The organism is Streptomyces krungchingensis, assembly GCF_054729265.1.
This window is the reverse complement of sequence record NZ_JBPUKY010000001.1, coordinates 265,768-291,499: the sequence shown is the minus strand read 5'-3', so window position 1 is coordinate 291,499 and position 25,732 is coordinate 265,768. Positions and strand designations below refer to the sequence as shown.

Here is a 25,732-nt window from a genome sequence, read left to right as displayed (position 1 = left end):
TCCATCGCCGTCACCCTCCTCGGCAGCTGAGCCGGCCGCCCCTATCGGCACGCACGAGGCAAGGGCCCTGGGAGGCCGCACCGCCCCCAGCGAGGCAGGCTGGGGTGCTTCTTCGTCTACCTGCCCTGGGACCTGTCCGATGGTTCGCGCACGGCGTTCATGGATGCGGAGTCGTCCCCGGCAGCTCAGGGCGGTTGCATGCTCAGAACGCTCAGCTGTCGGACTGGGCGCAGATGTTCACCCATCTCTTCGGCCAGGCGGAATGCCCGCGCTGTGCCGGCGTCCTCGGCATCGCCGATGAGTACGAGTCGTCCCATCGTCCTCCGGTCGCGAAGAACCTCTACTGGCCGGGGGGTTCGGATCCCTTGAGGTAGGTCAGCCGGCTTCGGTCGCGCTCAGTCGTCAAGTCGAGGGTGGTCACGGGATGGCGGGTCCACACAGGCGAGCCGTCGATCCACGGCACGAGCACGGTGACGGAAGAGAGCAGGCCGTGAACGTTCGCGACGCCCGTCGGCGGGAGGCGTCGTGCCTGCCGCTTCTTCGCGAGCCGCAGCAGCATCGGCGCAGCCTCGTCCGGATCGTCGTCGGCCCCGTACAGCACCAAGTAGGCCTCACCCGCGTCCGGTTCGCGCAGCAGCAGCCAGCGCATCGGGCGTACCTGCTCGCTGGTGGCCAGGCGGGCGAGACCGCGGGCGAGCCGCGCTTCGAACGCGAGGGCCACCAAGCCGGCGGCCGAGGCCACGAGGAAGAACCACCCGCGGCCGGCCCCGCCGAAGATGTGCAGCACGCCGCCGAAGCCGACAAGCGCCATGACGACGGTCCAGACAGCCATGCCGGGAAGGCCGAAAGCGGTGAGCAGGTCGCGGTTGCGCCACCAGACCAACCGCCCCCGGCTGTCGGTCACGGGCGCCGGCGGCCGTGACCGAACGGGCGCAGCCGTGGACCGCAGGGCCGCTTCGAGGAGGGTCTCACGGGTGAGCTCCGCTGCAGCCAGGGGCGCCTGTAGGGAACGGCGGACGGCGGTCCTGCGGCGGCGCTCCCTCCTCGACTCGGGATCCAGCCGACACAGCACACCGACCCAAGCCGTGACACCCACCAGCAGACCGCCGATGAAGATCATGACCCAGGCGAAGGCACCGGCCTCCGTGCCGTCGTCGAAACCCTCGAAGTAGCCAACCGCCGCGCCCGGGGCCGCAATGAGGAGCCCGAGGACACCGACGCGCAGCAACCACTTCTCGGGCGCGGTGCCCGGACCCACGGGGGGAACGTCCCAGCGATCGGCCATGCCTCTCCTCAACTCGTGTGCTGCAGATCAGACATACGAGTGCGCCGAACGGTTGCTCCGCCTCCCGCGGTTCCTCGCCCAGGTCGGCACGTGGTGACACACGTGTCGGCAGCCGTGGATTCTGCAGGATCGAAAGGTCGGCGACCGGTGCTTGACCTGGGCCATCAATCCGTGTTGACGGATTCCTGGGTCGTCGGCGGGGAACGCCGCGGACGAGTGAGTGCTGGTGAGTGTCTGAGGTGTGCCCGCACTGTCAGGGCAGCCGGAGTCGTAGGCAGGAGAGAGTGACCAGGCGTAGTCGAACGTGAGCAGGGTGATGCGGGGCCGGTGCGGGCGGGCGGGGTCGACCAGGTGCGGACGGGTGACCGACTGATCACATGGCCGGCGCACGAGGTGAGCCTGGTCGGGCTCAGCCGGCGGTTCTCGCCCTAGTCACGGGCTTGCCTGACGTGAGAAAGGTCGGGGTCGGTGTGAGACTGGCCAAGGAAGGGGTGATCCCCGTGCCGGATCCGCCGCACGCGTCCTCCGGTCCCGACACCGTCATCGACGAGAATCGACTGGAAGAACTGATCGTCGAGGCGCAGACGGCCCTGCCGGTCGAACTGCCCGCCCTGGCGAACCGGTGCGCCTCATCCCTCGGCCTGGAGACCGCGCTGATCTACCTCGTCGACCTGCAACAAAGGCTGCTCATCCCACTCGACGAGGCTTTGGAGCCGCTGCCGGTGGAGTTGTCGTCGGCCGGCTGGGCGTATCGCACGGTCTCCCCGCGGGTGGCCGAGGCGGACGACGGCTTGATCCTCTGGATGCCTCTGGTCGACGGCGCGGAGCGGTTGGGTGTGCTGGCGGTGCGGACCGCCTCGCTCGACGGGATACGGATGCGCCGCATCCGGATGCTGGCCCATCTCCTCGCCATGCTGATCACCTCCAAACGCGCCTACAGCGACTGGCTCGCCGCCCGAACCCGCACCGCGACCATGCAGCTGCCCGCCGAGATGCTGCGGGCCTTCCTGCCGCCCCGGACCATCGGCAGCACCAGGTGCGTCTCGACCGCGGCGATGGAACCGGCCTACGACGTCGCCGGCGACGCCTTCGACCACTCGGTGGTCAAGAACATCCTGCACACCATGATCCTCGACGCCATGGGGCACGATCTGACCGCCGGCCTGACCACATCGGTCGCCATGGCGGCGGCGCGCAACGCCCGCCGCGGCGGTGGCCACCTGGCCGACGTCGTCGGCTCCGTCGACCAGGCGCTCGCCCAGTGGCTGCCCGACCAGTTCTGCACCGGCGTGCTGTGTCGGCTCGACGCCGAGACCGGGGTGCTGCGCTGGGTCAATTGCGGTCACCCGCCACCGCTGCTGATCCGTGCCGACCGAGTGCTCGCCGGCGCGCTGGACAGCCCCCCACAGCCGCCGATCGGCCTGGCCGGTGCCTTCGCCCCAACAGGCCGGCAGGTCAGCGAGACGACCCTGGAACCGGGCGATTGCGTCCTGCTCTACACCGACGGTGTCGTGGAGGCCCGCGACGCGGACGGTGCGGAATTCGGCCTTGAGCGGTTCACCGACTTCATCATCCGCTCCCACGCCGCCGGAGAGCGCCCGGCCGAGGTGCTGCGGCTGCTCATCAACGCCATCCTCGAATACCAGCGCAACCAACTGCGGGACGACCTGACCATCCTGCTCTTCGAATGGCGCCCGCAGACCCGATGACGCGTGGCATCGCGCGGGCACGCCCACCCGCGAGCGGCACGGACGGCGTGCTCCTACGTCACCGACTCGCTGTGCCGAGCGGGCGTCCGTCGGTCGAGCCTGCGTCCCCGCCCGCTGGGTCCGCGCTTCGGACCCACCTCCACGGCGCGAGCTGGAGGACGCCGAACGCCACCTCGACGCCGAAGAACAGCCACAGGAGCCGCGACGCACCGTGGGCCAGCGCGTACACCTGCCATGCCGCGAACAGGGTACGCGCGAAGCCGTCGAACAGGCCGTGCTCCGGCCGTGGCCCGACGATCCGCAGAACGGCCCAGACGACCACCAGCGAGCCCATCAGATTGGCGTACAGAATCTGAAACGGGTCGAGTTCGGGCAGAGCGCCAAGTCCGAGCGCGTTGCCGCACGACGACAGTGCGTCGTGAACCAAGGCGTAGGTCCACGGAGTTGCGAATCCAGCTGTGACGACGAGGTCGTACCAGGCGCTTGCGCGCACGACGCGGGGAGGGGCATGCGCATCGGTGAGCTTGCCGCGCAGGCAGGCATGACCAGAGACACCATCCGGTTCTACGAGAAGGTCGGCCTTGTCGCAGGTCGGCGTCTGCCCAACGGGTATCGCGACTTTCCACCCGAGACGGTGGCTTGGCTGCAATACATCCGCACTGCGCAGGCGCTCGGATTCTCGCTGTCGGAGATCGCGCGGAACGGCGAGAAACTGCGCGAAGCGCCGGACACCGCGGCAGCGCTGTCCGCGCTCTTCGAGGAGAAGATTCAGGTCATCGACGCCCGTATGACCGAACTGGCCGCTCTGAGAGCCGACTTGGCCACGCGCGTCGGCACGGGATGCCCACTGCGGGCGTCCGGTCGGCCCGCACGAACAGAAGAGAGAAGCGACGCCGTTCTGACCGGTGTGCGGCAACCGGTGGAATAGCCGTAGGGGTCACGGGCAGCCCGAGAGCCGGGGCTCTTGCGGGATGATCAAGGTCGGTGTCGATCCATGGGAGAGCCGAGTGGCTTGGGCCGAGCGGACAGTGACGCGAGACCGTGTGCGACGTGTCTGCCGGGACTGGGGCGGGCCGGGCACCCCGGTCGTGCTGCTCCATGGTCTGGCCGGCCACTCGGGGGAGTGGGATGCAGTGGCGCGGCATCTGAGCCCGCGGTATCGGGTCGTCGCGGTCGACCAACGTGGGACGGCTGCCGCTGCCTGTCAGCCGCTGCTGGACGGCACTGCGGCGGGCGGCTCGGCCTGACGGAGCTCGGCGAGGAGTTCGTTCTGTCCCGCCAACAGCTCCGTCAGGATGCGCCGGGCGGCTCTCAGCAGCTCGGCGACGTCACCGCCGGCGAGTGCGTAGCTGACTGTGCTTCCGTCACGGATCGAAACGACGATGCCCGACCTGCGCAGGACCGCCAGTTGCTGGGAGAGGCTGGACGGCTCGATGTCGATGTCGGCGAGCAGGTCTCTGACGGAGACGGGGCCGTGTTGCAGCAGCTCCAGCACTCTGATGCGCACCGGATGCCCCAGCATCCGGAAGAACTCGGCCTTGGCCTGATAGAGGGGAACTTGCAAGACATACGCTCCCTGCGCGTCAGCGAGGACCCCGAGAGGGGCTGCCGGGAGGGGCGGGAGACTCGCGTGTCCCGCCCCGCACAACCGATCGTGCACCTGTACACCGCCCGGATCCGCGAAATGGCGGAATGCGGATATGGAGAGTTGCAGAACTCTTCACATCGCAGGCACGCAAAAAGATCCGTCACACAGCGAGCTGTTGCTCCACGTTCTTGAGCTGATGCCTGGCCATGGCCAGATTGGACCTGGCCCTGTCCAACACCAGGTACAGGAACAGGCCGTTGCCGTCCCGGCCGGTCACCAGCCGGATGAGGTGGTACTGGTGCCCAAGAGTGATCAGGATGTCCTCGATCTGCCCGCCGAGGCCTACCTGCTCCATGGCCCGGACCTCCGCGCGGATCACGTCGGTGTTTCCCGCCGCTGCCACCATCAGGTCGAGGTCGGCTCCTCCGCCCAGGGTTCCCAGCGCCATCCCGCTGCTGTAATCCACTACGGCGGCCCCCACCGATCCCTCGACGGCCGTCATCAGCTCCTTGAGCGAAACTTCCACACTGGCCACGGTCTGCTCCCCTCCATCGCTCGGCCGGGCGGATGCCCGCCCGGCCGTGGCAGACACCGTAGGAGCGCGATGTCTCCTCACGTCCCAAGTGTCAACTAGTTGCCAGAACCTGACAGGAAGTCCGCTGAATCGCCTCCCTCTTCGACCGCTTCGGCCGGCGACGAGGCAGGACGACCGTCGCCGGCGACGGCCACTCCTGCTGCGACTCATGCCCGTGATGTCGTGCCGCAAGGACCCGGGACAAGCGGTCGGGCGGTGTCCGCGGCCGTCGGCGTGCACGGTTCTGGGGTACCGCGTGAGCCGCGCAGAGGACTCTCTTTCCTGGCCCTGACCAGCGATCGCTTCAACGCGAGGCCTGGACCTCCTGTTATGACATGCAGCGGGTGGTGTAGAACAGACGCGGGGTGTTGCTCGCTCGCGGGCGGCCCCTTTTCATAGACCAGCCGGGCATTCCGGCTATATCGAAGGACAACAGCATGGCCAGCGGTACCGTGAAGTGGTTCAACGCCGAGAAGGGCTTCGGATTCATCGAGCAGGACGGCGGCGGCCCGGACGTCTTCGCCCACTACTCCAACATTGCCGGGAACGGTTTCCGCGAGCTGGTCGAGGGTGAGAAGGTCACCTTCGACGTCGCCCAGGGCCAGAAGGGCCCCCAGGCCGAGAACATCGTCCGCGGCTGACAAGACGTAGCCAAAGGTGGATAACGACGGGGCCCGGCGCATCGCCGGGCCCCGTTGTGCTGCGGGGTGAGTCACCTTGCTGGCATGTACAGCGCGGATCGACTTCCGGCAGCCCAGGGCCGCCGGCGTCCGCGGACCACACGGCCGCTGACGTCCAGGCGTCATCGGGGCCGGTTGGTTCGGGGACCGCACGCCGAACGACTGCTCGGCGCCGTACTCCCAGCATCGCCCGTCGAGATCGACCAAGAATTGCCGGGTCGCCGCCCAGGCACCTCGGGCACCTCGGGCATCGCGCGCTCGAGCTCGGCACGCGATCGAGCGCCACCGATGCAGGTGCCCACCTCCGGCGAGGCGAACAGCTCGATGAACGCTGCCCGGTCCCGGGGCTCGGACTCGCGGAGCACGAGCCGCTCGGTCCTGATCGGGCCAGGTGGCCAGGTGGCCAGGTGCTGGGTCCGCGCTCTGTCATGGCCCGCGACGTATCGCGCGTCCGTCGGCGGACAGCAGCCCGGGACGGTCGTCCACGACAGCTGCACTGACCGTCGGCCCGACCGCGAGGGGAGAGCTGAGGTGTCGGTGGTGTTGTCCTTCAGGCATCCCCGCGGGACGGCACCGACAGCCCTCCCGAGCGACGGCCGTCCGTGCGGCCGCGGTCAGGGCAGCGTCCAGAACCGGACCGTGACGAGGTAGAAGACGGCAGCCCAGAAGGCCATGGCCACAGCGACGAGACCGAGGCCGCGGAGGTTGGTCTTTGTCGCCGATTCCTTCGGGGGCGGCCGCAGCCATCGTCCGAGCAGCGGGTTCACGTAGTAGGGCATGGTCAGGAAGCTCATGAGGAAACTCGACAGCAGGTTGCCCACGAGCAGGCCGATCCAGAGCCGCATGTGCAGCGGGGACAGCGCGAGCGTCAGCAGCACGACGGTCGGGTACAGGCCGACCCATATGGCGAGCGAGGTCCTGGCCTCGGAGGGTGGTGGCGGTGTCTCCTTGCCGTTGCCGTGGAAGGCGAACCAGCTGCCGAACGAGTTGTCGATCGTCCGCAGTTTGAAGTCGCTGAATCTCTCGCCCTCGGCCAGGATCTGCTGGCGTTGGGGCGATGTCAGCCAGGCGTCGAGGTGCTCGGCGGTGTCGTAGCGGTAGAGCGTGGTCCATTCCTCCTGCAGCCCTTCGATGGGTCGGAAGAGCTCGGTCCCGCGAAACCCCTCGAACTTGCTCTCCTCCTGGACCATGTGGTTCTGCCAGTCGAGGAACTCGTCGACCTGGTTCGGGTGGACGCGGTGGGTGACCACCACGGTGACCAGCGGATCCAGTGACTGAGTGCCGCTGCTGACCACCTGCTGGGTCGCCGGACCGTCGAAGTACTTGGCGCCGACGTCGAGATACGTCTGCCTGGTCCCGCTGTTGATCCACGCCTGCAGATGTGCCACCGAGTCGAACCGGTACACGACGACCCAGTCGGGTTGCAGCGACGTCGGAGGGGAGATCTCGGCGCCGAGGAAACCGGGGTAGTAGGCGGCCGCGGTGTTGAGGTCCTCCTGCCACGACTCGAATTCCTGCTCCATCCCGGGGAGGACCTTCTGGCCGATGATCGCCGTCGCGGCGGCGGCTACGTTCCGTTCGGCGTTCATGGTGGCTCAACCCGCCGACACGGACTGCTCCGCGGGGAGCCGTCCGTAGAGGCGTTCCGGAGTCAGCGGCAGGGCGCGGTAGCGCACGCCCGTCGCGTCGTGCACCGCGTTCGCGAGCGCGGGGGCGACGGGGTTGATGCAGCACTCCGCCATCCCCTTCGCCCGCATGGGACCGACCGAATCCGCCGAGTCCACCAGCAGGACCTCGGTGCGGGGGATGTCGGCGTAGGTGGGAATGCGGTAGTTCCGCAGGTTCGGGTTGGCCATGACGCCGTTGTCGTCGACGTGATGGTTCTCGGTCAGCGCGAAGCCGATTCCCTGGGCGACGCCGCCCTCCACCTGGCCCCGCACCTGCGCCGGATTGATGATCACCCCGGCGTCGGCCGCCTGCACGCTGTACAGGATCCGTATCTCACCCGTCACACGGTGCACGGCGACCCGGAAGCCATGCGTGTTGGAGGTGACGCTCCGGGGCGAGCCGTAGGCCTTGCGTGCGGCGGTGAAGCGGATTCCGCGCGCTCGGGCCAGCGCGACGAGTTCGGCCAGCGACACCCGCCGGTCGCCGCAGACGACACCGTCGTCGTCCATCGTGCACATCACGACGTGGACGCCCGTGTGTGCCGCGGCGAAGTGCAGGATGCGGTCGCGTACGGCGTTGGCCGCGCGCAGGACCGCGTTGCCGGCCACGAAGAGGCCCGCGCTCGCGAAGGCACCGGTGTCGAATCCCGTGCGGTCCGTGTCGGACTGCACCAGACGGATCCGCGACGGCGTCGTGCCCAGCTGGTCGGCCGCGATCTGGACGTGGGCCGTGGAGGTTCCTTCCCCGAACTCGACAGTCCCGACGGCCAGTTCGTAGACGAGATCGTCGCCCAGCGTGACCCAGGCTTCGGAGAGGTGCTCCGTCGGGGGCGCGGTCTCGTGCAGGGAACTCGCCACGCCGACTCCGACGAGCCACTCGGGGCCGGGAGGCGGCCGGTCGGCCGTACGGGCGAGTGCGTCGCGCACCAGGTCGATGCACTTGGCGAGTCCGTCCTCGGTGAAGATCACGTCGTCGGGGCCGTCGTGCAGGGCCACCAGCGGCTCACCGGGCCGGACGATGTTGCGCCGGCGCAGTTCCAGCGGGTCGATGTGAAGGGCGCGGGCCAGTTCGTCCATCGCCGACTCCACGGCGAACGCCGGCTGCGTCATCCCGTAGCCGCGCAGCGCGCCGCTCGGCACGGTGTTCGTGTAGACGGAGTAGGCGTCGTACTTCTTGTTGGGGCAGCGGTAGATCATGACGGCGGCCCCGCCCGCGTACAGCGTTTCGCCGCCGTGGTTGCCGTAGGCGCCGGTGTTCGACACGTTGCGTACCTGGACGGCGGTGAGGGTTCCGTCTGCCTTCGCGCCGAGCTTGACCGTCAAGGTCATCGGATGCCGCGGCGAGGCCGTCGTGAACTCCTCCTCACGGGTGTACTCGAGACAGGCGGGCCGTCCGGTGTCCAGGGCGGCGAGTGCGACCAGGTCCTCCGCGATCACTTCCTGTTTCCCGCCGAATCCACCGCCGACGCGCTTGCAGAACACCCTCAACTGGTCCGGGCGCAGCGCGAACAGGTACTCCAGTTTGACCTTGGCGATCGACGGCGACTGTGAACTGGTGCGGACGTTCAGCCGGCCGTCCTCCATCCAGGCGATCGCACCGTGGGTCTCCAGATGGGCGTGCTGGACCCGCGGTGAGAAGTAGGTGCCTTCGTGGATCACGTCGGCCGCGGCGAATCCCGCGTCCACGTCGCCGATGTGCGAGTGGAGTTCGAGCAACATGTTGTGCACGGGGTCGCGGACGAACGGATCGTGGGAGCCGTGCAGCTGAGGTGCGCCGTCGGCCATCGCCGCCTCGGGGTCGAACACCGCCGGCAGCACTTCGTACTCGACCGTGAGACGCCGGCAGCCCTCCTCCGCCGCCCCGACCGTGTCGGCCAGGACCGCGGCGACGCGCTGGCCGGCGAAGCGGACCGTGTCGTCGAGGATGTAGGTGTCGTCCGGGTCGACCAGGTGGTCGGTGTGGATCGCCGTCGTGAAGCGTCTGCGGGGTACGTCTTGCCAGGTGTAGACCCGGTGTACACCGGGCACCGCGAGGGCGGCCCTCTTGTCGATGGAGAGGATCCGGGCGTGTGCGTGCGGTGAGTGCAGCACCTTGAGGTGCTGCATGCCGTCCATCTGCGTGTCCATGGTGAACTCGGCGTGACCCGTGACCACGTCATGGCCCGCGGGCGCGCCGACGCTCGTCCCGACGGCCTTGCCCGGTGCCGCCGTCTCCACCGCGCTGACGCCCTTCACTGCGTCCTCGATCGCCCGGTATCCGGTGCAGCGGCAGAGGTTGCCCTTCAACGCCCTCGGCAGATCCGCCTTCTGGTCCTCGCTGAAGGTCGCCGACGTCATGATCATCCCGGCGGTGCAGAAGCCGCACTGGAACCCAGGAGCCTCCTCGAACTGCCGCTGCATGGGATGCAAAGCGCCGGGTCGTCCGAGGCCCTCGATCGTGGTCACCTCGCGGCCGTCCGCGCGGAACGCGGGGGTGATGCAGCTGTGCACGGGCGTGCCGTCCAGCCACACGGTGCAGGCGCCGCAGTCGCCCGCGTCGCACCCCTTCTTGACGCCGAAGTGGCCGAGTTCGCGCAGGAAGGTGCGCAGGCACTGGCCGGGAGCCGGCTCCCGGCCGAATTCCCTGCCGTTCACGAGGTAGCTCATGCCAGGTCCCCAGCCGTGAGTTCGCGGCGGATCTCTTCGGCGAAGTGCCGTGTCAGATGCCGGCGGTGGTCAGGGGTTCCGTTGGGGTCGGCGAACCAGACGTCGGCGGGTACGGCGTCGATGCTCTGCCGCAGGGTCCGGGCATCGGGCAGGGAGTCGAACGCGATGCGGACCGGCCGCGTGGTGCCGGCGGTGACGGTGAGCAACAGGTCACTCGCGCCCGGACGTTGCGTGCCGACGAGGAACACCGTCGAACGGCCGAGGCGGGTCAGCGTGAATCGACGCTGTACGGTCCGTTTGCGCAGCGCGTGCTCCGGAACGGTGACGCGTCGCAGGATCTCCCCGGGCGCGAGGACGTTGCGGTGGTCGCCGGTGACGAAATCGAGGGCGTCGACGAAGCGCACGGAGCCGTCCGGCGCCCACAGTTCGTACTGCGCCTCCAGCGCCACCGTCAGCGTGATCATCGGGCCGGCGGGCAGGGACATGCAGATGTTTCCGCCTACGGTCGCCGCGTTCCAGACCTTGAACGAGGACAGGAACGCCTCACAGCTCTCCCGGAAGAGAATCCCGGCGGTCCAGCCCTGCGGCCAGGGGAAGGCGTACAGGTCGCGAATGGTGCAGGTGGCGCTGATCTCCAGCCCGTTGTCCGTCGGGACAAGGGGCTCCCAGTGCAACGCCGTCAGATCGATCAGCCGTCGCAGGTCAGGCTGCTCCGTGGAGTAGAGCCATGTTCCGCCTGCGAGCCAGGCATCACCCTCGTGCCAGTCCATGCCTGGCCGCTCGCACGGTCGCCGGACTACTTCGGTGATGGTGTTGAGGTCCATGAGAGCCGGCCTACGGGGGAACGGAATGCGGGAGGACGAATGTCCCTGGTGGAGTGGATCCTGCTGTCCGAGCAGGTGTTGGCCGCCGCCCCGCACCGTTCGGGGCGGCTGAGCCGCGCGAGCCCGACGAGTCCCAAGTGCGTTTGCCACAGTTTATCGCAGTATGGCGGGCAAGGTTCGGATGAGATCGCTGAGCGTAGTCGTGGAACCTCGGATTGTGGCCAACCGTTCGTCGGGCGGTCATGCCCGCGCCAAGGGTGGGCTGACACTGCGGGCCGTCGGCGACTGAAAGGGCAGATCGCCGCTCGGTGTCCGAGCTGACGTCAGATCCGGAACGCTGTGGTCACCTGCTCAGCGAGATCATCTTCCGTCATCGTGATGTCGACCTGAACAGAGCGGAGTTGAAGGCGCTCGATTTCGTCCCGGAGGCGTTGTGTGAAACTGCGATCGCGTTCGGCGACGTTGCGGCCGGCCCGCGCAGGATCGCTGGTCCTCCATACGAACCCTTCGCCCGCAGTCGACCGGCTCAGGACGGCGGCCTCGCGGAAATCCGGGGTCGGGAGGAGCCATACGGCGCGCTCAGGAGCAGCAAGCAGAGGCTTCACGAGGTGGGGGGAGCAGCCGGGATCCCTCGACGATGACGCACGGCTGCTGCGGCAGGCGAAGGAGATCTTCGATGATCAGACCGAAACCCTCACCGCGGAACCAGTGGAACGTCTCGAGCATGACCTCCGGAGAGCGGTTCACCCATCGCTCGTCCATGGTCATGTCGATGAACCGGTGCAAGTAGGGTGCCTCTTCGGAGGTGGTCCGCTCCGCGTGATCGCGCATCACATCGTCGGTCGCACAGGAGCGCCAACCGTAGTGCTCGGCAAGCCTGCGGGCCGTCGTCGACTTGCCTGCACCACTTCCGCCACCGATCCAGTAGACGTGCCGCAGCCGTGCCGCAGGCTCTGCGGCGCCAGTCCCTTCGCTATACGGCTGGGGCTGCATTCCGCTCCTGTCCACGAGGACGACCAAGGCGAACCTCATTGTGATCGTCACCATGGTCGACGAACTCGGAGGTCCGCCGGAGCGAAGCCGGCATGGCCCGATCGGGTGCGGCTCGTCGGTCGGCGGTCCGAGGTGGTCGTTCGTCCATCGTTTCCGGCGGGTCAGCCCGCTCGCGGCCTTCTCGCGCTCGATGGATCAGGCTACGAGCAGGCGGAGGCCGAGCTCCGCCGCGTCGAGATCGACGAGGTCGCGGTTGCGCTCGGCCCACAGGCCTGAGGAAAGGTCGTCCCGGAGCCTGTCCACCGCCCGCTGCTCGGCCTTTGGCCCGACCCTGGTCCATACCGATACCGCGCGGCGCACATGTTCGTCCAAGTAGGCCTCGGGACGGCGCCAGTACGCCTCGAAGAAGCCGTCAGCGCAGTCCCACGGGATGAGTACCGGCTCAATGCGCGCCCCGATCGCGCGGGCCAGCTGGTCCACCGAGGGCCGGCCTGCGACGAGGTCGGCGACCTCAGGCAGGTAGTCGCGGGAGAGCCAGAACCGGTGACGCCAGCCGGTGTCACTGGAGTCGTGCGTGAACACCACGACGCGGCGGGCCACGCGCCGCATCTCGCGCAGCCCGGCGATCGGGTCCTGCCAGTGATGAACGGTGCTGAAGGCCATCGCCGCGTCGAAGGACTGGTCCTCGAACGGGAGGCTCTCCGCGGCGGCGGCCACGCACGGTGCCGCGCCCGCGGGGCGTTGCGCCCGCATGACCGCCGACGGCTCGACCGCGGTCACGTCGCGGTCCGCGGGTTCGTAGGAGCCGGTGCCGGCACCCACGTTCAGCACCGTCCGTGCGTCCCCGAGCGCGTCCCAGACCCTCGCGGCGATCCGCGGCTCGGTGCGTCGCGTCGCTGGGTAGGCGGGTCCGATGGCTTCGTACAACTGCGCCCCGAAAACCTTCAGTTGTTCCTCCGGCGTCGTCCTGATCCCCATCGCCCGTGCCTCCAGTTCGCTGTCTATGGCCGTCACCATGGCGGCTGCGCGGTCGCGCTGTTCCAGCAGCAGGCCGCGCAGTCGGTGCAGGCGCGCGACCGCGTCGGTGGCCGGGTCGTCGACCAGATCAGCGATCTCGCGCAATCCGAAGCCCAGCCGCCGGTAGGCGAGCACCTCCCGCAGTCGCTCCAAGTCGTCCGCCGAGTAGGCCCGGTAGCCGGCCGCGGTCCGCGCGGATGGTCGCGCGAGGCCGATCTCGTCGTAGTGATGCAGCGTGCGGACGCTCACGCCGGCCAGCTCGGCCACGCGTCCCACGGTCAGATGTTCTTCCACGGCACCGACCATGCGGCATCACGCCACGTGAGGGTCAAGTGCCTCGCTCGCCGCGCTGGAGGCCGAGCGCGCACGACTGGTCCCGCTCGGCGCGGTACGCATACGACCGCTGCTTGCCGATGCCGACTGCGAACCGCGCGTCGTGATGCAGGACATCGAGGGCAGGCAGCGAGTTCTGTCTTGACTGAGCATCCTCCGAGCCCGCGGGGTGGCGGCGTCTTCCGCGGGCCTCTCACCGTCCCGCTCCCGCTGCGGTCAGGTGCCCCGGCGCTGCTCCTGGACCGCCTTCATGAGGTCCTCGATGGCGGACTGGGTGTCGCGGTCGTGCCGGTCGTCGATCGCTTTGAGCGCGGCGGCCGCTGCCTCACGGATGTGGTGGGGAAGCCCGTCGGCGGCCGTGAGTTGGTAGGCGGCCTTGCGGCGCGCCCTGCGCTCGGCGGCGTCCACCGCGTCGGGGCCGGAGAGCGGAAAGACGGAGGCGCTGTATGCGGATATCCCCAGCACCATCATGTCGGCGATGCCGTCCGCGTACCCGAGGGCGGCGGCCTCCCCTTGGCCTCGCCGCATGGTTGCGACGATGCGGCGGCGGGACAGGGCCGTTCCCATGGCGGCGCCACCACCCAGGGAAAGGCCGCAGGTGACGGCGAGGAACGGCCCGCCCCAGGCGAGGCCGGTGAATGCTCCGAGGACCGCGAGCGCGACCGTCCATGCGGCGGCGGTCCGGGAGCTGATCTGCTCGGGCGTGGTGTCCATGGGAGCAGTGTGACAGCAGGGACGGACAGCACCGGTGCGGGGCGACCCCCGGTCGTGCGACTGCCGGAAGACTGTCTGCCGGACGGACTCACTGTTCGGGAAAGACGAGCCGCAGGACGATCTCGCCGTCGTCGATCTCCCCGGTGGGCTCGAACCCGAACTTCCGGTAGAAGGGCCATGGTTCGCCCTCGCCGGGATCGTAGCTGGTCAGCAACTCGGTGGCGCCGTCGGCGCGCACCAGGGCGGCGATCTGGCTCAGCGTCTCCCGGCCGATCCCCTTCCGCTGGTGCCGCTTGTCGACGAGGAGGCGCCAGATGAAGTGTCGCCCTTGGTAAGGACCGGACGGAGGCTTCCACGACAGCATCACGAAGCCGACCGGCTCGTCGCCGACGTACATGGCGCGGTACCAGGGATTGGTCTCCGGCTTCTTCGCCGCCTCCTTGAGCGACTTGGACACGGAGGCGACGAACTGCTTCTGGCGGCGTCGGACGCGGAGGGCGCGAACGGCGTCCCGGTTGTCGTCGGTGATCTCCCGCAGGTGCACGCCTGGGGACTTCATGCCACACCCTTTCCTGCATCCGGCGGCTGCGCCATCCCGGCCCGGCGCGAAGAGCCGCCGCCGTGCGACAACGCACGCAATGTCAGGGACATCGGATTGAACGTCTTCGCAGCGTAGGGGACGCAGCGGGTCGGGAGCGGGACTGGCACGCCGGGCTGTGCCCGGGACAGACGACATCTGCAGGAGCAGATCCTGGTTCCGGTGCGCGGTCAGGTCCTCAGGGGCGAAGTGGAGGCCTCCGTCGGGGCGCGGACGAGAGGCCGTGGTGACGTCCCGTCTCACGCGGGGTATTCAGTTGCCCGGGACGGTCACGACGATCTTGCCGACCTGGCCACCGGCCTCCAGGTATCGATGGGCCTCGGCGATGTCCTCCAGCGGGAACGTCTTGTCGATCGTCGGGGTCAGCTCGCCCTTGGTGAGGCCGTCTGTCACGAAGGCCACCGCTTCGGCGCGGCGCCGGTCGTCGGTGGTGATCTCGAAGAGTTCGAATCCGCGGATGGTGAGGTGCTTGAAGAGGACCTCGCCGACGTCGAGCGGTGTGGGGGTGCGGTCGAGGACGCCGTAGAGAACGATGTGGGCTTCGTGGGCGGCGGCGGTGACGAGGTCGGCCAGGGCCGTCCCACCCACGGGGTCGAAGATGACCCGGGATCCCTCGCCGTCGGTCAGCTCCCGCACGCGGGCGGCGACGTCCTCCTCGGCGGTGGCGATGACCTCGTCGGCGCCGGCGTCCAGAAGCTGTCGGCGCTTGGCGTTCGTGCGGGTCAGGGCGATGGCGCGGGCGCCGGCCTTGTGGGCGATCTGGATGGCCGCGAGGCCGACGCTGCTGGAGGCGGCGGAGATCAGGACGGTGTCGCCGGGGCGGACGCCCGCGAGGTCGACCAGGCCGCCGTAGGCGGTGATGAACTGCATCCACACCGAGGCGGCTTCCTCGAAGGACAGACGCTCGGGATGGGCGACGACCGCGTGGGCAGGGGCGAGGACCGCCTCACCGTGCACGGGGTAGTCGGTCATCGCGAAGGAAGGCACCACGCTGACCGCGTCACCCACGCTCAGCCCGCTCACGCCGTCTCCCAGGGCCTCGACCATTCCGGCCGCCTCATAGCCGATGCCGGAGGGGAAGACGGGGTCGATGCCGTACTGGCCCAGACGGAACATCGACTCCGCCCGGTTCAGGCCCAGCGCCCGGGTGCGGATCAGTACCTCGCCCGGCCCGGGCTCGGGGAGTGGCACCTCCTCCAGGTGCAGGACTTCGGGTCCACCGGTTTCGTGGAAACGGACGGCGCGGTTCATGAGCGGCTCCCTGGTGCAGGTGATGCGCTGGAGAAGCCGGTGCCTGGACCGGCCTCCTCGTCCACCCTGCCCCAAGGTTCGATGTGCGTCAAATTTTGACGCACATCGAAGTATGTACCTGTCGTGGCCTCCGCCGGTGTCAGGCGGCGCCCGCGCCGGACTCCATGGCGGAGGCTGCGATCACGGCCGCGAGCAGGCCGGGAAACCGCTCCTCCATCTCGTCGGCGCGCAGCGTGTTCATCTTCGTCGTCCCCACGTAGTACTGCCGGATCACTCCCGCCTCGCGCAGCACATTGAAGTGATGCGTGAGCGTCGACGTGGAGACCGGAGTCTCGAACGTGCCGCAGCTCATGTCCTCGCCCTTCCGTGCGAGCTGGGACACCACCGTCCGGCGCACCGGATCCACCAGCGCCTCCAAGGCCTGCTGGAGGGTCACCTGGGTCAGGTCGGGGTGATCCACTGTCCGGGCGAGGGTACGGGGGCGAGCCACGGTCAACTCCTAGAGGCGGCGTCGATGACCACCCAATAATACGAGCGCCATCGAAAGAGGGGTTGTGTCGCAAAGTATTCAAGCGTGTCCACTGCGTAGCACACCCGGTCGTGCCGGCACCGCGTACGCGACCCTCGGCGAGGGTGACCGCGCCGAGGCGCGAGGACAGTCGGCGCTCGGAGTGACCGGTCGGCCGGTGAAGCGCGTCGCGGCGGCTGCGAGGCGGGACATGACTCTGAGAATCGGGCGGCCGGTGGGCCGTTGACGCCGCGCGTCGCACCCTGATCTGCTGCTCTGAGCAGCGTAGGGATCGACGCGGCGAACGCAGATGCCGAGCAGGGGAGCTGAGGCCATGACGCCCTCGCACGCACCGGGCCCGCCGACCGCCGTGGTCGTACAGAACACCAGGAGCGGGGGTCCTGGCCGGGTCGGGGCCTGGCTGGGCGACGCGGGAATCGGCCTCGAAGTGCTGCGCCCCTACGAGGGTGAGGCCCTGCCTCGATCCCTCGACGGCAGGCCGCTTCTCGTGCTCGGCGGCGGCTTCCTGCCGGACGACGACGAGCGGGCGCCGTGGCTCCCCGCCACCCGCCGCCTCGTCGCGCAGGCGCTGGAAGACGGCACACCCGTCCTCGGCATCTGCCTCGGCGGCCAGTTGCTCGCACAGGTCGCGGGCGGCAGCGTACGGGCGCGTCACGGGCAGCCCGAGTTCGGGAGCACGCAGATCCGACTGCGCCCCGAAGCCGCCGACGATCCGCTGCTGTACGGGCTCGGCGCGACGGTTCCCGCGATCGAACGGCACGTCGACGCGATCACCGAACTCCCGCCGGGTGCCGCCTGGTTGGCGTCCAGCGCCGCCTGCCCCCACCAGGCGTTCCGGGTCGGCGCGCGGGCCTGGGGTGTGCAGTTCCACCCGGAGGCGTCGGCCGAGCGGATCGCCGGTTGGGACCGGGAGCAGCTGGCCCGCCAGGGCTTCGACAGGGACCGGCTGCACGCCGAGGCCGTGGCCGACGAGGGAGCGGCGGTCTCGGCATGGTCGGTGTTCACGCGGAGGTTCGCTGAGGTGTGCGCGAGACTGCCGTGACCCGCCGCCGACAGCCCCCGGCGACAGCCAGGACGAGCGCGTGAGGCATCGCGGTGAGCTGTGCGAGACGGCGGAGGCCGTGGAACCACACGGCGCAGCCGGCGAGCTCTGCCGGCGAGCCTCAGCTGTGCACCGCGAGACCGGTCACCGACTCGGTGAGGCCCGCACCTTCATGGCGCCGGCTCGCTCCCACCGGGAGACCGACGGCGCCGCCGCCCAACTGATGAGGCGACAGGTACGGGCCATCTTCTCGGACATCGGCGTGCCCGAGACGAAGTGCGCGGGTCTCGACCAGTGATGTTTCCTCAGTCGATCCCGACGCCCGTGCGAGAAGCCCTGAAGCAGGGCACGACGTATTCGCGGACGACGCCCGGGCCTGGACGCACCTCGAAGAGGATGCCGGAAGGCAGTCGGCGGAACTTTCAAGTGCGCTGTGCATTCCGCAGGCGTGTGACCTGCTTCTCGATCAGCGCGGAGGGGAAGGATGCTGGTTTGTTCACGTTCACCGCGGAGAACGTCGCGATGATGGTGCCCACGCGGACCACGACGTACTGGTCGTTGCGTACCCGGCCGTCTATGGGGTTTTCGATGCGGAAGCTCACGGCTTGGTCCCCCAGGTGGGGCGGGCTGTCAGGGAACAGTTTCGCGTGGTACTTCCCGACGTAACCGGTCCCGCTGAAGGATCTGCAGGACTTCAACCCGTCGCGGAGCCGGTCGAAGGCTTGCTCTGCGTCCGCACCCTTGTAGGCCGCGAGCGTTGAGCCACCGGGATTGATGTCGCCCTTCCAGTTGAAGATCTGGTCCACGGCAGCGGGTGCGTTCTCGCCGCGGCTGACGTCGAGTATGTGCTGGCAGTCCGGATCCGAGACGGGAGGGAAGGTGTCGGTGTCGGCTGTGTCGTCACGGACCGTGACGTCGATCGCACCCTCCCACGCCTGCGGCACCTCGCCGTCGTGGAAGGTGAGGGCCTTCAGGTCTGCCGTACTCAGCGGTCGAGCGGCCTTGGCCGATGACTTGGTCCGTGCGGTCCGGTCCGGGGTTCCCGAACCCTGATGCGCGCCGCATGCGCTCACGCCCAACACCAACGCGCATGCCCCCACCATGGCGGTGACACCGGATCTGGCCGCCGACCCTGTTCCCGTGCGCATTGATCCCCCTCTTTGAAACGAGGGGCAGAGGATAGCTCCGGGACACATGGGGCCGCCAGAGCTGATCTTGAGCCTGTCCACGGGATGGTATGCGGCCACGCGGAGGCTTCTGATTCTCGGTTGCCCGCAGGTGCTCTGATGGCCTCGACGCATATCCGTGGAGGCCATCGGGTGGATGTTTGTGGTGGTCGTCGCCCTGCGGCCGGACGGGGAAACAAGAATCAGTCGAAGGAGAGGCGGCGTCCCCATTCGCCGCTCCAGCCGCCGCGCCAAACGGCCAGGCCGGCGTAGGTGAAGACGCATCCGACGCCGACGCCCCATTCGTCGCCCTCGTGGCGGATGTCGGGGTCGCAGAGGGCCGCGCGCATCTCGTCGGGGGAAATCACCGTGAAGGCGTCGCTGTCTTCGTCGGGGTAGTGCTGGACCTCGATCCAGCCCTCGCGGACGAAGGACAGCAGCGGGGCGAGTTGCTGGTCCACCCAGGCAAGGCGTTCGTGAAGGTCCAGGTCGGTCGGTGGATCCTCCCAGATCCCGAACGCGCCCGTGAGCATGCCGCTGGGCTCGGCGGCACAGACCAGGACCTCGCGTTCCTCAAGCCCCAGTTCATCCCAGGTGGGCAGGGCGCTGGTGTCGGCCGTCGGATGCGCACCGTCGAACCAGCACTCACGCGCAGACTGCGGAGCGGCGAGGTGCAGATGGCGCTCGGGGCGGGCGCTCCATATCCAGTTGGCAGGATCGGCGAGAGCCTCGTGGAGTTCGGGTCCGGTCACCAGGACGGGGGCTGCGGCGTGGTGGATTTCCTTCTTGTGCAGGGTCAGCAATCCGTGTTCGGCAAGGTCGAGGGCCACGGCGGCGAGGCGCGGGACCAGGGTGCGCTGTTCGTCCTCGGTGTAGCTGCGCGGAGGCGGGGCTTCGTCGGCATCGGCCCAGCGCAGTGCCACACCGTAGTTCTGCACCATCCCGGCCAGGGAGTACTCCGATATTGCTCGACGCATGAGCGTCTGTTCAGCGATGGTCAGAGAGTCCCAGGGGCGCATGGTGCGCATGCTCTCACTGTGCGTGGACCGAGCGACAACTGATGGGCCTCGATCAACGCGGCGGACGCACTCCTGGTCCGCCTGAGTGGGGCAGGGAAGGCCGTGGGCGTGGGTCATCGGCTGCGGGTGTAGGTGATGGTGTCTCCGTTGTCGCTGGTGCGGCGCAGGGTCTTGTCGCTTGTGAGGGTGAGGGTTGAGGCCTTGCCCGGCGAGCAGGCGGCCGCCGGGGTGCCGGAGGTCAGGGTGCTCGGGCCGAGTTCGAGGCGGTCGCCGCCGCTCGGTGCGGCGGACAGAGGGGCCGTGAACACGCAGTGGTAGCTGTCGCCGGTGGTGGGGCCGTCGGCGACGAGGATCAGTACGTCGTCGCCGACGCGACCCTGTTTGATGACGAGTGATCTGGTGTTCTCGCCGCCGGCGTTGGTGATGGTGGCCGTCCAGCTGCCGAGGTAGGCCTCTGGCACGACACCGCTCACGACGGGAGTGGGCGTCGGGTCGTCGCCGCCTACCGAGTGTGAGGGCGTCTGCTGGTGGAGAAGAGGGCGCAGCTGGTAGCCGAATGCGGTGAAGGCGATGGCGAGGACGGCGGCCACCGCGGCCAGTGCCAAGGTGTGGCGCGGCCGGTGCTCACGCTGATGAGGTGGGGTGCCGCTTGTTCCGATCACGACGGGTGATGCGGGATCGAAAATGACGGTCGCCCGGGCCGATCGGTCCGGGCGCGGGCCGCGTTGGTGCGGTGGACGATCGCCGGGTGCCGTGCCTTTCTCGGGCTGCGGCGTGCGTGCCTTGACGGTGGTCAGGCGTGGGGCTTCGTCGGCAGGGCGGCGGACTTCCCAGCGCCTCGACGGTTCGGGGGACGTGCCGGCCGCTTGGTAGGAGCGGACGCCGATGACGGCAGCCGCGATCCGGCGGGCGAGAGAGAGCTCAAGGGCAGGTGTCAGGACGGTGGTCCGCGTGGGATGCGAGGTGGCGCCGAGGGTGGCCGCGGCGGCCCGGCGCAGCAGACTGGGCCGGCTCATCCGGTGCCGTCCTGGTCCGCAGCCGTCCCGCGTGCCCTGCCCGGCGACGGGGAAGAACGTGACGACTGCGGGCCGTTGGCCGCCGACGGAGTCGGCGTGTTCGCGGTGCGCTGCGCCGGCGGGGTCTGTGGTGTGCTCTGCGGGATCGGACCGCTGCCCGCTGTCTCCGTCCGCTGCGTGGCGTTCACCGCTTCCGGGGCAGCACCTTCACCCAGGACCGCCCCGGCCAGACGGGAGTTCTTGAGCTGGACGAGAACCAAAGGAGCCGAGGCACCGGCTGCGAAAACTGCGAAGCCGCCACTGACCTGTCCCGACGTCCCCAGGAGCCCAGCCACCAGAGCTCCCAGCAGGGCATGCACCACAGCTGCGATGGACTCGCCCCCCACGTCGTAGAAGGCTTTGAACGAGGGCGGCCCTTCTGCGTCAGGGTCGGGCGTCAGCCGGTACTGCTGACGCCCACTGAGCCATTCCGTCATGCAGTCGTAGGCGTGCATGATCCCGCGCACCGCTCCGCCTGCGGCGCCGAGCAGCAGCAGTGTTGCAGTGTCCACGGTGTCTCAGCCCATACAGGAAGAGGCCAGCAATTGCGTCGCAAAGCCTACAGACCCGGCAACCGCGGCGCGGCGCGTTCACCGAACACGCTCCGTTCCCATCCACGCCAAGGCGGGCTTGAACACTCCTCCCACCACTCGGGCCGACAGTGGCGCCACACCGCGCCGGCTTGTGCGTCGACGCGACATTCCCTTCTTTCGCCCTGCGCCGTACGGCTCATCTGGTTGGAGTGCTTGCAGGGCACGGGAGTTCGGGCATCGTGCCTCTTCAGTGAACTCGGCCCCGCGGTGGCAAGGGCGCACAACGACTGGCACGCATCGCAGCGTGGCAGCGGCAGTACGGCGATGCGGACCGGCCATGGACGCCAACTCGTCGTTGCGGGTGGGAGATCAGTCGTCCGTCCGTGGCCCGCCGGTCTTCAGCCGGCCCATCGGACCGAGTCGCGGAGCCTTGAGGGCTCGGCCTATGCTCCTGCTCCACGGTGGATCAGGTGATCCACTGCATTGCGAGGGGGACCCGTGGCCGCGGCAGGATCGATCCCGAATGTGACCGACGAGCGTCTGTGCTGGCTCATCCTTCGGGACGAACTCCGGGAGAGGAGCAGCAGGTTGCGCTTCCTCGGGCGCCTCAGGGCCGCCGTCGGTGGCGTTCGCGCCTCAAGCGCCATGTTCGAGGGTGATCTCAGGCGCGAGCACACGTCGGCCAAGATGAGCGCCTACGCGGTGGCTGTGGACGCTTCCGCGCAGATGCTCTCGCCGGACGAACGCCGACACCTGCGGACAGCCGGGGAAGTGCCCGGGTGGTTCAGGCCTGACGTAGAGCGGCGCTACCAGGAGATGCGCAGGCGCCGTTGACGTTCCCCGGATGTTTCGGAGCCTCTGCGACGCCCACGCCCACGCCTGCGACGGCGGCCGTGTCCGTCACTTCCGTCGCTGAAGCTCTTGAGGGAGGTCCGTAATCAGGGGGCGACTTGTTGCCGCGGCCGGGGTGCTGCCCCCTCTGGAGCCGTTCTTCGCACGCCGGTTGAAGATGGGTGATGTGGAGGGCGCGGGCACAGTCGAGCAGCACCCTCAGCAACCGCGGCGCGCCCTGACGTATGCCGCGCAGCACGGCCGCTGCGCCGGGACCTATAGCCATGAGGTGGGTCCGGCACAGCGCTCCTGCGGTCGATGCGGCCGGTGGGCGCCGGCCGATGCGTGCTGGAGGGTGTCGACCGAGCGCTGTCAGACCGCCTTCCGTCTCGCCGGCCTGGGGTTCCGGCGGGCCTCAGATGTCCTCCGGGAGAAGGGCCGGATCGTGGAGCAGGTCTTCTCGTCGCCGTAGGCCGTCGGCGTACTGCTGACGTGGGGGTGGACCCTGGGAGCCGGCCGGGTACTCCTCCAGCGGCACAAGTTCCTTCTCCCACGCGGACAGTACGGGTTCGAGAACCCGCCACGCCTCCTCGGCTTCGTCGCCACGGATGGACAGGGCCGGATCCCCTCTGAGGACGTCCAGGAGGAGCCGGCCGTAGGCGGGCAGGCCCGGCGGTTCCATCCCCGCGGTCAGCGAGAGGGGGGTGAGTTCGTGGGCGTGTGCGCCGATGCCCGTCAGATCGAGGGCCAGCCCTTCGGGCTCAAGGTTGAAGCGCAGCACATTGGGCAGGGCTTCCCCGCTGTGGCCGAAAGGAAGATGAGGTACGGCACGGAAGCGCACCGCCACCTGCTTGCGGTCCGCCTCCAGCGCTTTGCCGCTGCGCAGCCGGAAGACTGTTCCGGCCCAACGCCAGCTGTTCAGTTCCAGCTCCACCTCCGCGTAGGTCTCGGTCCGGCGCTGTGGGCTCACGCCGGCCTCGTCGGCGTATGCGGGAATGTCGTGACCGGCGACCTTTCCGGGCAGATAGCGCGCGCGTCGGGTGCGGTGCACGACGTCGTACTCGGTCAAGGGTCGCACTGAGCGCAGCACGTCGACCTTGCGGTCGCGCAGGTCTCGCTCACCCAGGGTGATCGGCGGTTCCATGGCCACCAGGCAGAGCAATTGCAGGAGGTGGTTCTGGACCATGTCCTTGAGAGCTCCGACGTGGTCGTAGTAGCCGGCTCTGCCTTCCAGTGCGAGCGTCTCGTCCCAGATGATCTCCACTTCGGCGATGTGCGTGCTGTTCCAGATGGGTTCGAGCACACGGTTGGCCAGGCGGCTGCCGAGCACGTTCTGGACGGTGGTCATGGCCAGGAAGTGGTCGACCCGGAACACCGCCTGCTCCGGGACGAGTTCGGCGAGGAGTCGGTTCAATTCCTGTGCGCTGGCCAGGTCTTCGCCGAACGGCTTCTCCAGTACGACCCGGCTGCCTGTCGGCAGACCTGCGGCGTGCAGCGCGGTGACCGCGCGCGGAAAGAGTGCCGGCGGGAGGGCGAGATAGACGGCGATGGGTCCGTCGCCGGCGATGACGGCGGCGACATCGGCGGGATCGGTGACATCGGCCCTCAGGTAGCGGGCCGATGCCGCGATCGCCTCCCTGGCATCGACGGGACCGGGGCCGCCATGACGTTCGAGCTGGACGGTGACCCACTCCCGGTACTGCTCACTGCTCCAGTCCTCCCTGCTCGCGCCGGTCAACTGCAGTTGGTCGCCGAGGTGTCCCGCTGCCCGCAGAGCAACGAGCGCCGGAAGCAGATAGCGTGCGGCGAGGTCGCCTGTCGCGCCGAAGACGGCAAGACGGTTGATCATGCTTGCGTACCTTCCCTCGCCCGGGCGAGGTTGACGCCGCTGGCGATGATGCCGATGTGGCTGAACGCCTGTGGAAAGTTGCCCATGAACTCTCCCGTGGAAGGGTTGATCTGCTCGGACAGCAGCCCCAGCGGACTGGCTCGGGCACACAGGGAGGCATACAGTTCCTCGGCCTCTTCGACGCGGCCCTGGCCGATCAGATTGTCGACCAGCCAGAAACTGCAGAGCACGAAAGCACCCTCGTCGCCGGCCAGGCCGTCGGGTGACTCCTCGTGCAGGTAGCGGTAGAGCAGCCCGTCACCTGCCGACAGGCGCTGCGCGATGGCCGTGGTGGTCGCCACCATCCGCGGGTGATCAGCCGGCACCACCCGGCGCAGCGGCAGCGCGAGCAGGCTGGCGTCCAGGACGCCGCCGCCATCCAGGTGCGCGCTGAGCGTCTGCGCACGCTCGTCCCAGGCCTGCTCCAGGATCTTTTGGCGCAGCTCGTCGGCCGAGGCCTTCCAGTGGGCGATCCGGCCCGGCAGACCGAGCCGCTGTCCCATCTGCGCGGCCCGGTCCAGGGCCACCTGGCACAGTCCGGCCGAATACGTGAACACGCGCCCCTCGCTGCGCACTTCCCAGATGCCTTGGTCGGGCTGGCGCCAGGCCTGCTCCGCGGCGTCGGCGAGTGTGGCCAGGCGGGCCCACAGCGCGGGCTCGATCTCTTTGTCGGAGCGCAGCCATTGATGGGCGCAGTCCAGAATCTCGCCGTAGATGTCGTGCTGGCGCTGGTCGGCCGCGCCATTGCCCCAGCGCACCGGGGCAGAGCGCTGGTAGCCCTCCAGTTCGCTGTCCTCGACCTCGTCCGGCACCGGATCGCCCTGGAGGTCGTACATGATCCTGGGCTGTCCCCGGTATTCGAAGGCGTCGAGAACCCAGCCGAGGAAGGCATCCGCCTCGCCGTGGAAGCCGATGCGACGCAGGGCGAACACAGCGAAGGACGCGTCGCGGATCCAGGCATAGCGATAGTCCCAGTTGCGGACTCCTCCGATCGGTGCGGGCAGCGAGGAGGTGGGTGCTGCCACCAGCGAGCCGTTGGCCCAGTCGTCGCAGAGCTTCAGAGTCAGGGCGGAGCGTCTGACCAGCAGTTCCTCCGGGCCGCCGTAGGTGAAGTGGTGCATCCAGCGGCGCCATGCGTCGACGGTGCCCTGCAGCATCGCGTCGGTGTCGAGCCGGTGGTGACGATGGAAGCGGCCCCAGGACAGAACGAGATCGAGACGGTCGCCCTGCCGCAGGTCGTGTGTGCTGTGCAGGCCGGACATGGGACGGTTGGACCGGAGGTGGAGGCGCAGGTCCGGCCGCCGGGAGGGCCGAACTTCGAGTCCGCTGAACAACTCCCGTGCTTGCGCGCCGCCGCGGGGCTCCAGTTCCACTCGCAGGCGGACGTCCCCGGCCAGCACGACCGCCGAGCGTACGAGTTCGGACCGGTCGGCCGGCGCGTCATCGGTGAGGTCGGCGCCGGAGCGCAGGGCCAGCGCATCAGTGACGCGCACCAGGCCGGTGGGGCTGCGCAGCTCGGTCGTCAGGACGCCGGTGTCCGGTTCATAGCGCTGCCGCGCCTCGACGAGGTCCTCCGGTGCCAGCGTGAAATGCCCGCCGCGTGCGTGATCCAGCAAGCCGCAGAACAGGGGCTCGGAATCGAACCGGGGCAGGCACATCCAGGAGATGGAGCCGTCCAGGCCGACCAGCGCGGTGGTCGTGCCGTCCCCGATGAGCCCGAGGTCCTCCAGCGGCAGGTAGCCCTCCCGTCTGCGGACCGGCCGGAACGGGGGGTCAGGATCGTGCATGCC

At 68.9% G+C, this 25,732-nt stretch carries 25 protein-coding genes and 2 pseudogenes; 7 read left to right on the top strand and 20 right to left on the bottom strand.

Going from position 1 to position 25,732, the window contains the following annotated elements:
* Nucleotides 1–340: 340 nt before the first annotated feature.
* Nucleotides 341–1,285: a hypothetical protein gene (locus ACSYGO_RS01410; RefSeq protein WP_460385498.1), complete on the bottom strand. Its 945-nt coding sequence runs from the start codon at nucleotides 1,283–1,285 to the stop codon at nucleotides 341–343.
* Nucleotides 1,286–1,785: 500 nt separating this feature from the next.
* On the opposite strand from ACSYGO_RS01410, the gene ACSYGO_RS01405 reads away from it, so the two are divergent.
* Nucleotides 1,786–2,994 carry a PP2C family protein-serine/threonine phosphatase gene (locus tag ACSYGO_RS01405; protein ID WP_432173603.1) on the top strand — a complete coding sequence of 403 codons (1,209 nt, stop codon included), beginning with the start codon at nucleotides 1,786–1,788 and terminating at the stop codon, nucleotides 2,992–2,994.
* A gap of 58 nt (nucleotides 2,995–3,052) precedes the next feature.
* On the opposite strand, the gene ACSYGO_RS01400 is transcribed toward ACSYGO_RS01405, so the two are convergent.
* Nucleotides 3,053–3,487 (bottom strand): hypothetical protein, encoded by a 435-nt coding sequence (locus tag ACSYGO_RS01400; protein WP_460385497.1) that lies wholly within the window; start codon nucleotides 3,485–3,487, stop codon nucleotides 3,053–3,055.
* 15 nt (nucleotides 3,488–3,502) lie between these two features.
* Between ACSYGO_RS01400 and ACSYGO_RS01395 the strand changes: the two genes are divergently transcribed.
* A complete protein-coding gene (locus ACSYGO_RS01395) occupies nucleotides 3,503–3,922 on the top strand; it encodes a MerR family transcriptional regulator (protein WP_460385495.1) in 420 nt (139 codons plus the stop codon).
* A 79-nt stretch (nucleotides 3,923–4,001) separates the two neighbouring features.
* Nucleotides 4,002–4,205 (top strand): annotated as a pseudogene (locus tag ACSYGO_RS01390) (alpha/beta fold hydrolase); the annotation flags it as partial.
* Here ACSYGO_RS01390 and ACSYGO_RS01385 read toward each other — a convergent pair.
* Nucleotides 4,199–4,558 carry an ArsR/SmtB family transcription factor gene (locus tag ACSYGO_RS01385; protein WP_426679509.1) on the bottom strand — a complete coding sequence of 120 codons (360 nt, stop codon included), beginning with the start codon at nucleotides 4,556–4,558 and terminating at the stop codon, nucleotides 4,199–4,201. The pseudogene ACSYGO_RS01390 and the gene ACSYGO_RS01385 sit on opposite strands and share 7 nt — an antisense overlap.
* 184 nt (nucleotides 4,559–4,742) lie before the next feature.
* On the bottom strand, nucleotides 4,743–5,117 hold the full coding sequence (locus ACSYGO_RS01380; protein WP_345651654.1) for a globin family protein: 375 nt from the start codon (nucleotides 5,115–5,117) through the stop codon (nucleotides 4,743–4,745).
* A gap of 476 nt (nucleotides 5,118–5,593) precedes the next feature.
* Between ACSYGO_RS01380 and ACSYGO_RS01375 the strand changes: the two genes are divergently transcribed.
* Complete coding sequence (locus tag ACSYGO_RS01375; RefSeq protein ID WP_028801133.1) at nucleotides 5,594–5,797, top strand: cold-shock protein; 204 nt, start codon at nucleotides 5,594–5,596, stop codon at nucleotides 5,795–5,797.
* A gap of 228 nt (nucleotides 5,798–6,025) precedes the next feature.
* Here the strand turns inward: ACSYGO_RS01375 and ACSYGO_RS01370 are convergent.
* The 10 genes and pseudogenes from ACSYGO_RS01370 to ACSYGO_RS01325 all read right to left on the bottom strand — a co-directional run.
* Nucleotides 6,026–6,243, bottom strand: a pseudogene (locus ACSYGO_RS01370) (GNAT family N-acetyltransferase); the annotation flags it as partial.
* Nucleotides 6,244–6,450: 207 nt separating this feature from the next.
* A complete protein-coding gene (locus ACSYGO_RS01365) occupies nucleotides 6,451–7,425 on the bottom strand; it encodes an antibiotic biosynthesis monooxygenase (RefSeq protein ID WP_426679510.1) in 975 nt (324 codons plus the stop codon).
* 6 nt (nucleotides 7,426–7,431) lie between these two features.
* Nucleotides 7,432–10,149 carry a molybdopterin-dependent oxidoreductase gene (locus tag ACSYGO_RS01360; protein ID WP_426679511.1) on the bottom strand — a complete coding sequence of 906 codons (2,718 nt, stop codon included), beginning with the start codon at nucleotides 10,147–10,149 and terminating at the stop codon, nucleotides 7,432–7,434.
* A complete protein-coding gene (locus ACSYGO_RS01355) occupies nucleotides 10,146–10,973 on the bottom strand; it encodes an FAD binding domain-containing protein (RefSeq protein WP_460385494.1) in 828 nt (275 codons plus the stop codon). The genes ACSYGO_RS01360 and ACSYGO_RS01355 overlap by 4 nt, the downstream gene beginning before the upstream one ends.
* A 579-nt stretch (nucleotides 10,974–11,552) precedes the next feature.
* A complete protein-coding gene (locus ACSYGO_RS01350) occupies nucleotides 11,553–11,966 on the bottom strand; it encodes an AAA family ATPase (protein WP_460385493.1) in 414 nt (137 codons plus the stop codon).
* 195 nt (nucleotides 11,967–12,161) lie between these two features.
* Entirely contained in the window at nucleotides 12,162–13,289 is a 1,128-nt protein-coding gene (locus ACSYGO_RS01345; protein ID WP_460385492.1) for a MerR family transcriptional regulator, read from the bottom strand.
* 243 nt (nucleotides 13,290–13,532) lie between these two features.
* A complete protein-coding gene (locus ACSYGO_RS01340; RefSeq protein ID WP_460385491.1) occupies nucleotides 13,533–14,030 on the bottom strand; it encodes a hypothetical protein in 498 nt (165 codons plus the stop codon).
* An 88-nt stretch (nucleotides 14,031–14,118) separates the two neighbouring features.
* Nucleotides 14,119–14,589 carry a GNAT family N-acetyltransferase gene (locus ACSYGO_RS01335; protein WP_460385490.1) on the bottom strand — a complete coding sequence of 157 codons (471 nt, stop codon included), beginning with the start codon at nucleotides 14,587–14,589 and terminating at the stop codon, nucleotides 14,119–14,121.
* A 291-nt stretch (nucleotides 14,590–14,880) separates the two neighbouring features.
* The gene (locus ACSYGO_RS01330; RefSeq protein WP_460385489.1) at nucleotides 14,881–15,879 is read right to left on the bottom strand and encodes a zinc-dependent alcohol dehydrogenase family protein; all 999 of its coding nucleotides are present in this window, start codon (nucleotides 15,877–15,879) and stop codon (nucleotides 14,881–14,883) included.
* 139 nt (nucleotides 15,880–16,018) lie between these two features.
* Complete coding sequence (locus ACSYGO_RS01325) at nucleotides 16,019–16,369, bottom strand: ArsR/SmtB family transcription factor (RefSeq protein ID WP_460385488.1); 351 nt, start codon at nucleotides 16,367–16,369, stop codon at nucleotides 16,019–16,021.
* Nucleotides 16,370–16,721: 352 nt separating this feature from the next.
* Here ACSYGO_RS01325 and ACSYGO_RS01320 point away from each other — a divergent pair, with 352 nt between their 5' ends.
* On the top strand, nucleotides 16,722–17,450 hold the full coding sequence (locus tag ACSYGO_RS01320; protein WP_432173461.1) for a type 1 glutamine amidotransferase: 729 nt from the start codon (nucleotides 16,722–16,724) through the stop codon (nucleotides 17,448–17,450).
* A gap of 40 nt (nucleotides 17,451–17,490) precedes the next feature.
* Nucleotides 17,491–17,748, top strand: coding sequence for a hypothetical protein (locus tag ACSYGO_RS01315; protein WP_460385487.1), 258 nt, complete (start codon nucleotides 17,491–17,493; stop codon nucleotides 17,746–17,748).
* 124 nt (nucleotides 17,749–17,872) lie between these two features.
* On the opposite strand, the gene ACSYGO_RS01310 is transcribed toward ACSYGO_RS01315, so the two are convergent.
* The 4 genes from ACSYGO_RS01310 to ACSYGO_RS01295 form a co-directional block, all read right to left on the bottom strand.
* Complete coding sequence (locus tag ACSYGO_RS01310; RefSeq protein WP_460385486.1) at nucleotides 17,873–18,697, bottom strand: hypothetical protein; 825 nt, start codon at nucleotides 18,695–18,697, stop codon at nucleotides 17,873–17,875.
* Nucleotides 18,698–18,819: 122 nt separating this feature from the next.
* Nucleotides 18,820–19,644, bottom strand: a complete 825-nt coding sequence (locus ACSYGO_RS01305; protein ID WP_460385485.1) for a hypothetical protein — start codon at nucleotides 19,642–19,644, stop codon at nucleotides 18,820–18,822.
* A gap of 104 nt (nucleotides 19,645–19,748) precedes the next feature.
* Nucleotides 19,749–20,651, bottom strand: coding sequence for a hypothetical protein (locus ACSYGO_RS01300; RefSeq protein WP_426679523.1), 903 nt, complete (start codon nucleotides 20,649–20,651; stop codon nucleotides 19,749–19,751).
* Entirely contained in the window at nucleotides 20,648–21,202 is a 555-nt protein-coding gene (locus ACSYGO_RS01295) for a hypothetical protein (RefSeq protein WP_460385484.1), read from the bottom strand. Before ACSYGO_RS01295 ends, ACSYGO_RS01300 begins: the two co-directional genes overlap by 4 nt.
* 546 nt (nucleotides 21,203–21,748) lie before the next feature.
* Between ACSYGO_RS01295 and ACSYGO_RS01290 the strand changes: the two genes are divergently transcribed.
* Nucleotides 21,749–22,057 carry a hypothetical protein gene (locus ACSYGO_RS01290; protein WP_426679525.1) on the top strand — a complete coding sequence of 103 codons (309 nt, stop codon included), beginning with the start codon at nucleotides 21,749–21,751 and terminating at the stop codon, nucleotides 22,055–22,057.
* Nucleotides 22,058–22,469: 412 nt separating this feature from the next.
* On the opposite strand, the gene ACSYGO_RS01285 is transcribed toward ACSYGO_RS01290, so the two are convergent.
* Both ACSYGO_RS01285 and ACSYGO_RS01280 read right to left on the bottom strand, forming a co-directional pair.
* The gene (locus tag ACSYGO_RS01285; protein ID WP_460385483.1) at nucleotides 22,470–23,903 is read right to left on the bottom strand and encodes a glucose-6-phosphate dehydrogenase; all 1,434 of its coding nucleotides are present in this window, start codon (nucleotides 23,901–23,903) and stop codon (nucleotides 22,470–22,472) included.
* Nucleotides 23,900–25,729: a glycoside hydrolase family 15 protein gene (locus tag ACSYGO_RS01280; RefSeq protein WP_426679527.1), complete on the bottom strand. Its 1,830-nt coding sequence runs from the start codon at nucleotides 25,727–25,729 to the stop codon at nucleotides 23,900–23,902. Before ACSYGO_RS01280 ends, ACSYGO_RS01285 begins: the two co-directional genes overlap by 4 nt.
* Nucleotides 25,730–25,732 lie beyond the last annotated feature (3 nt).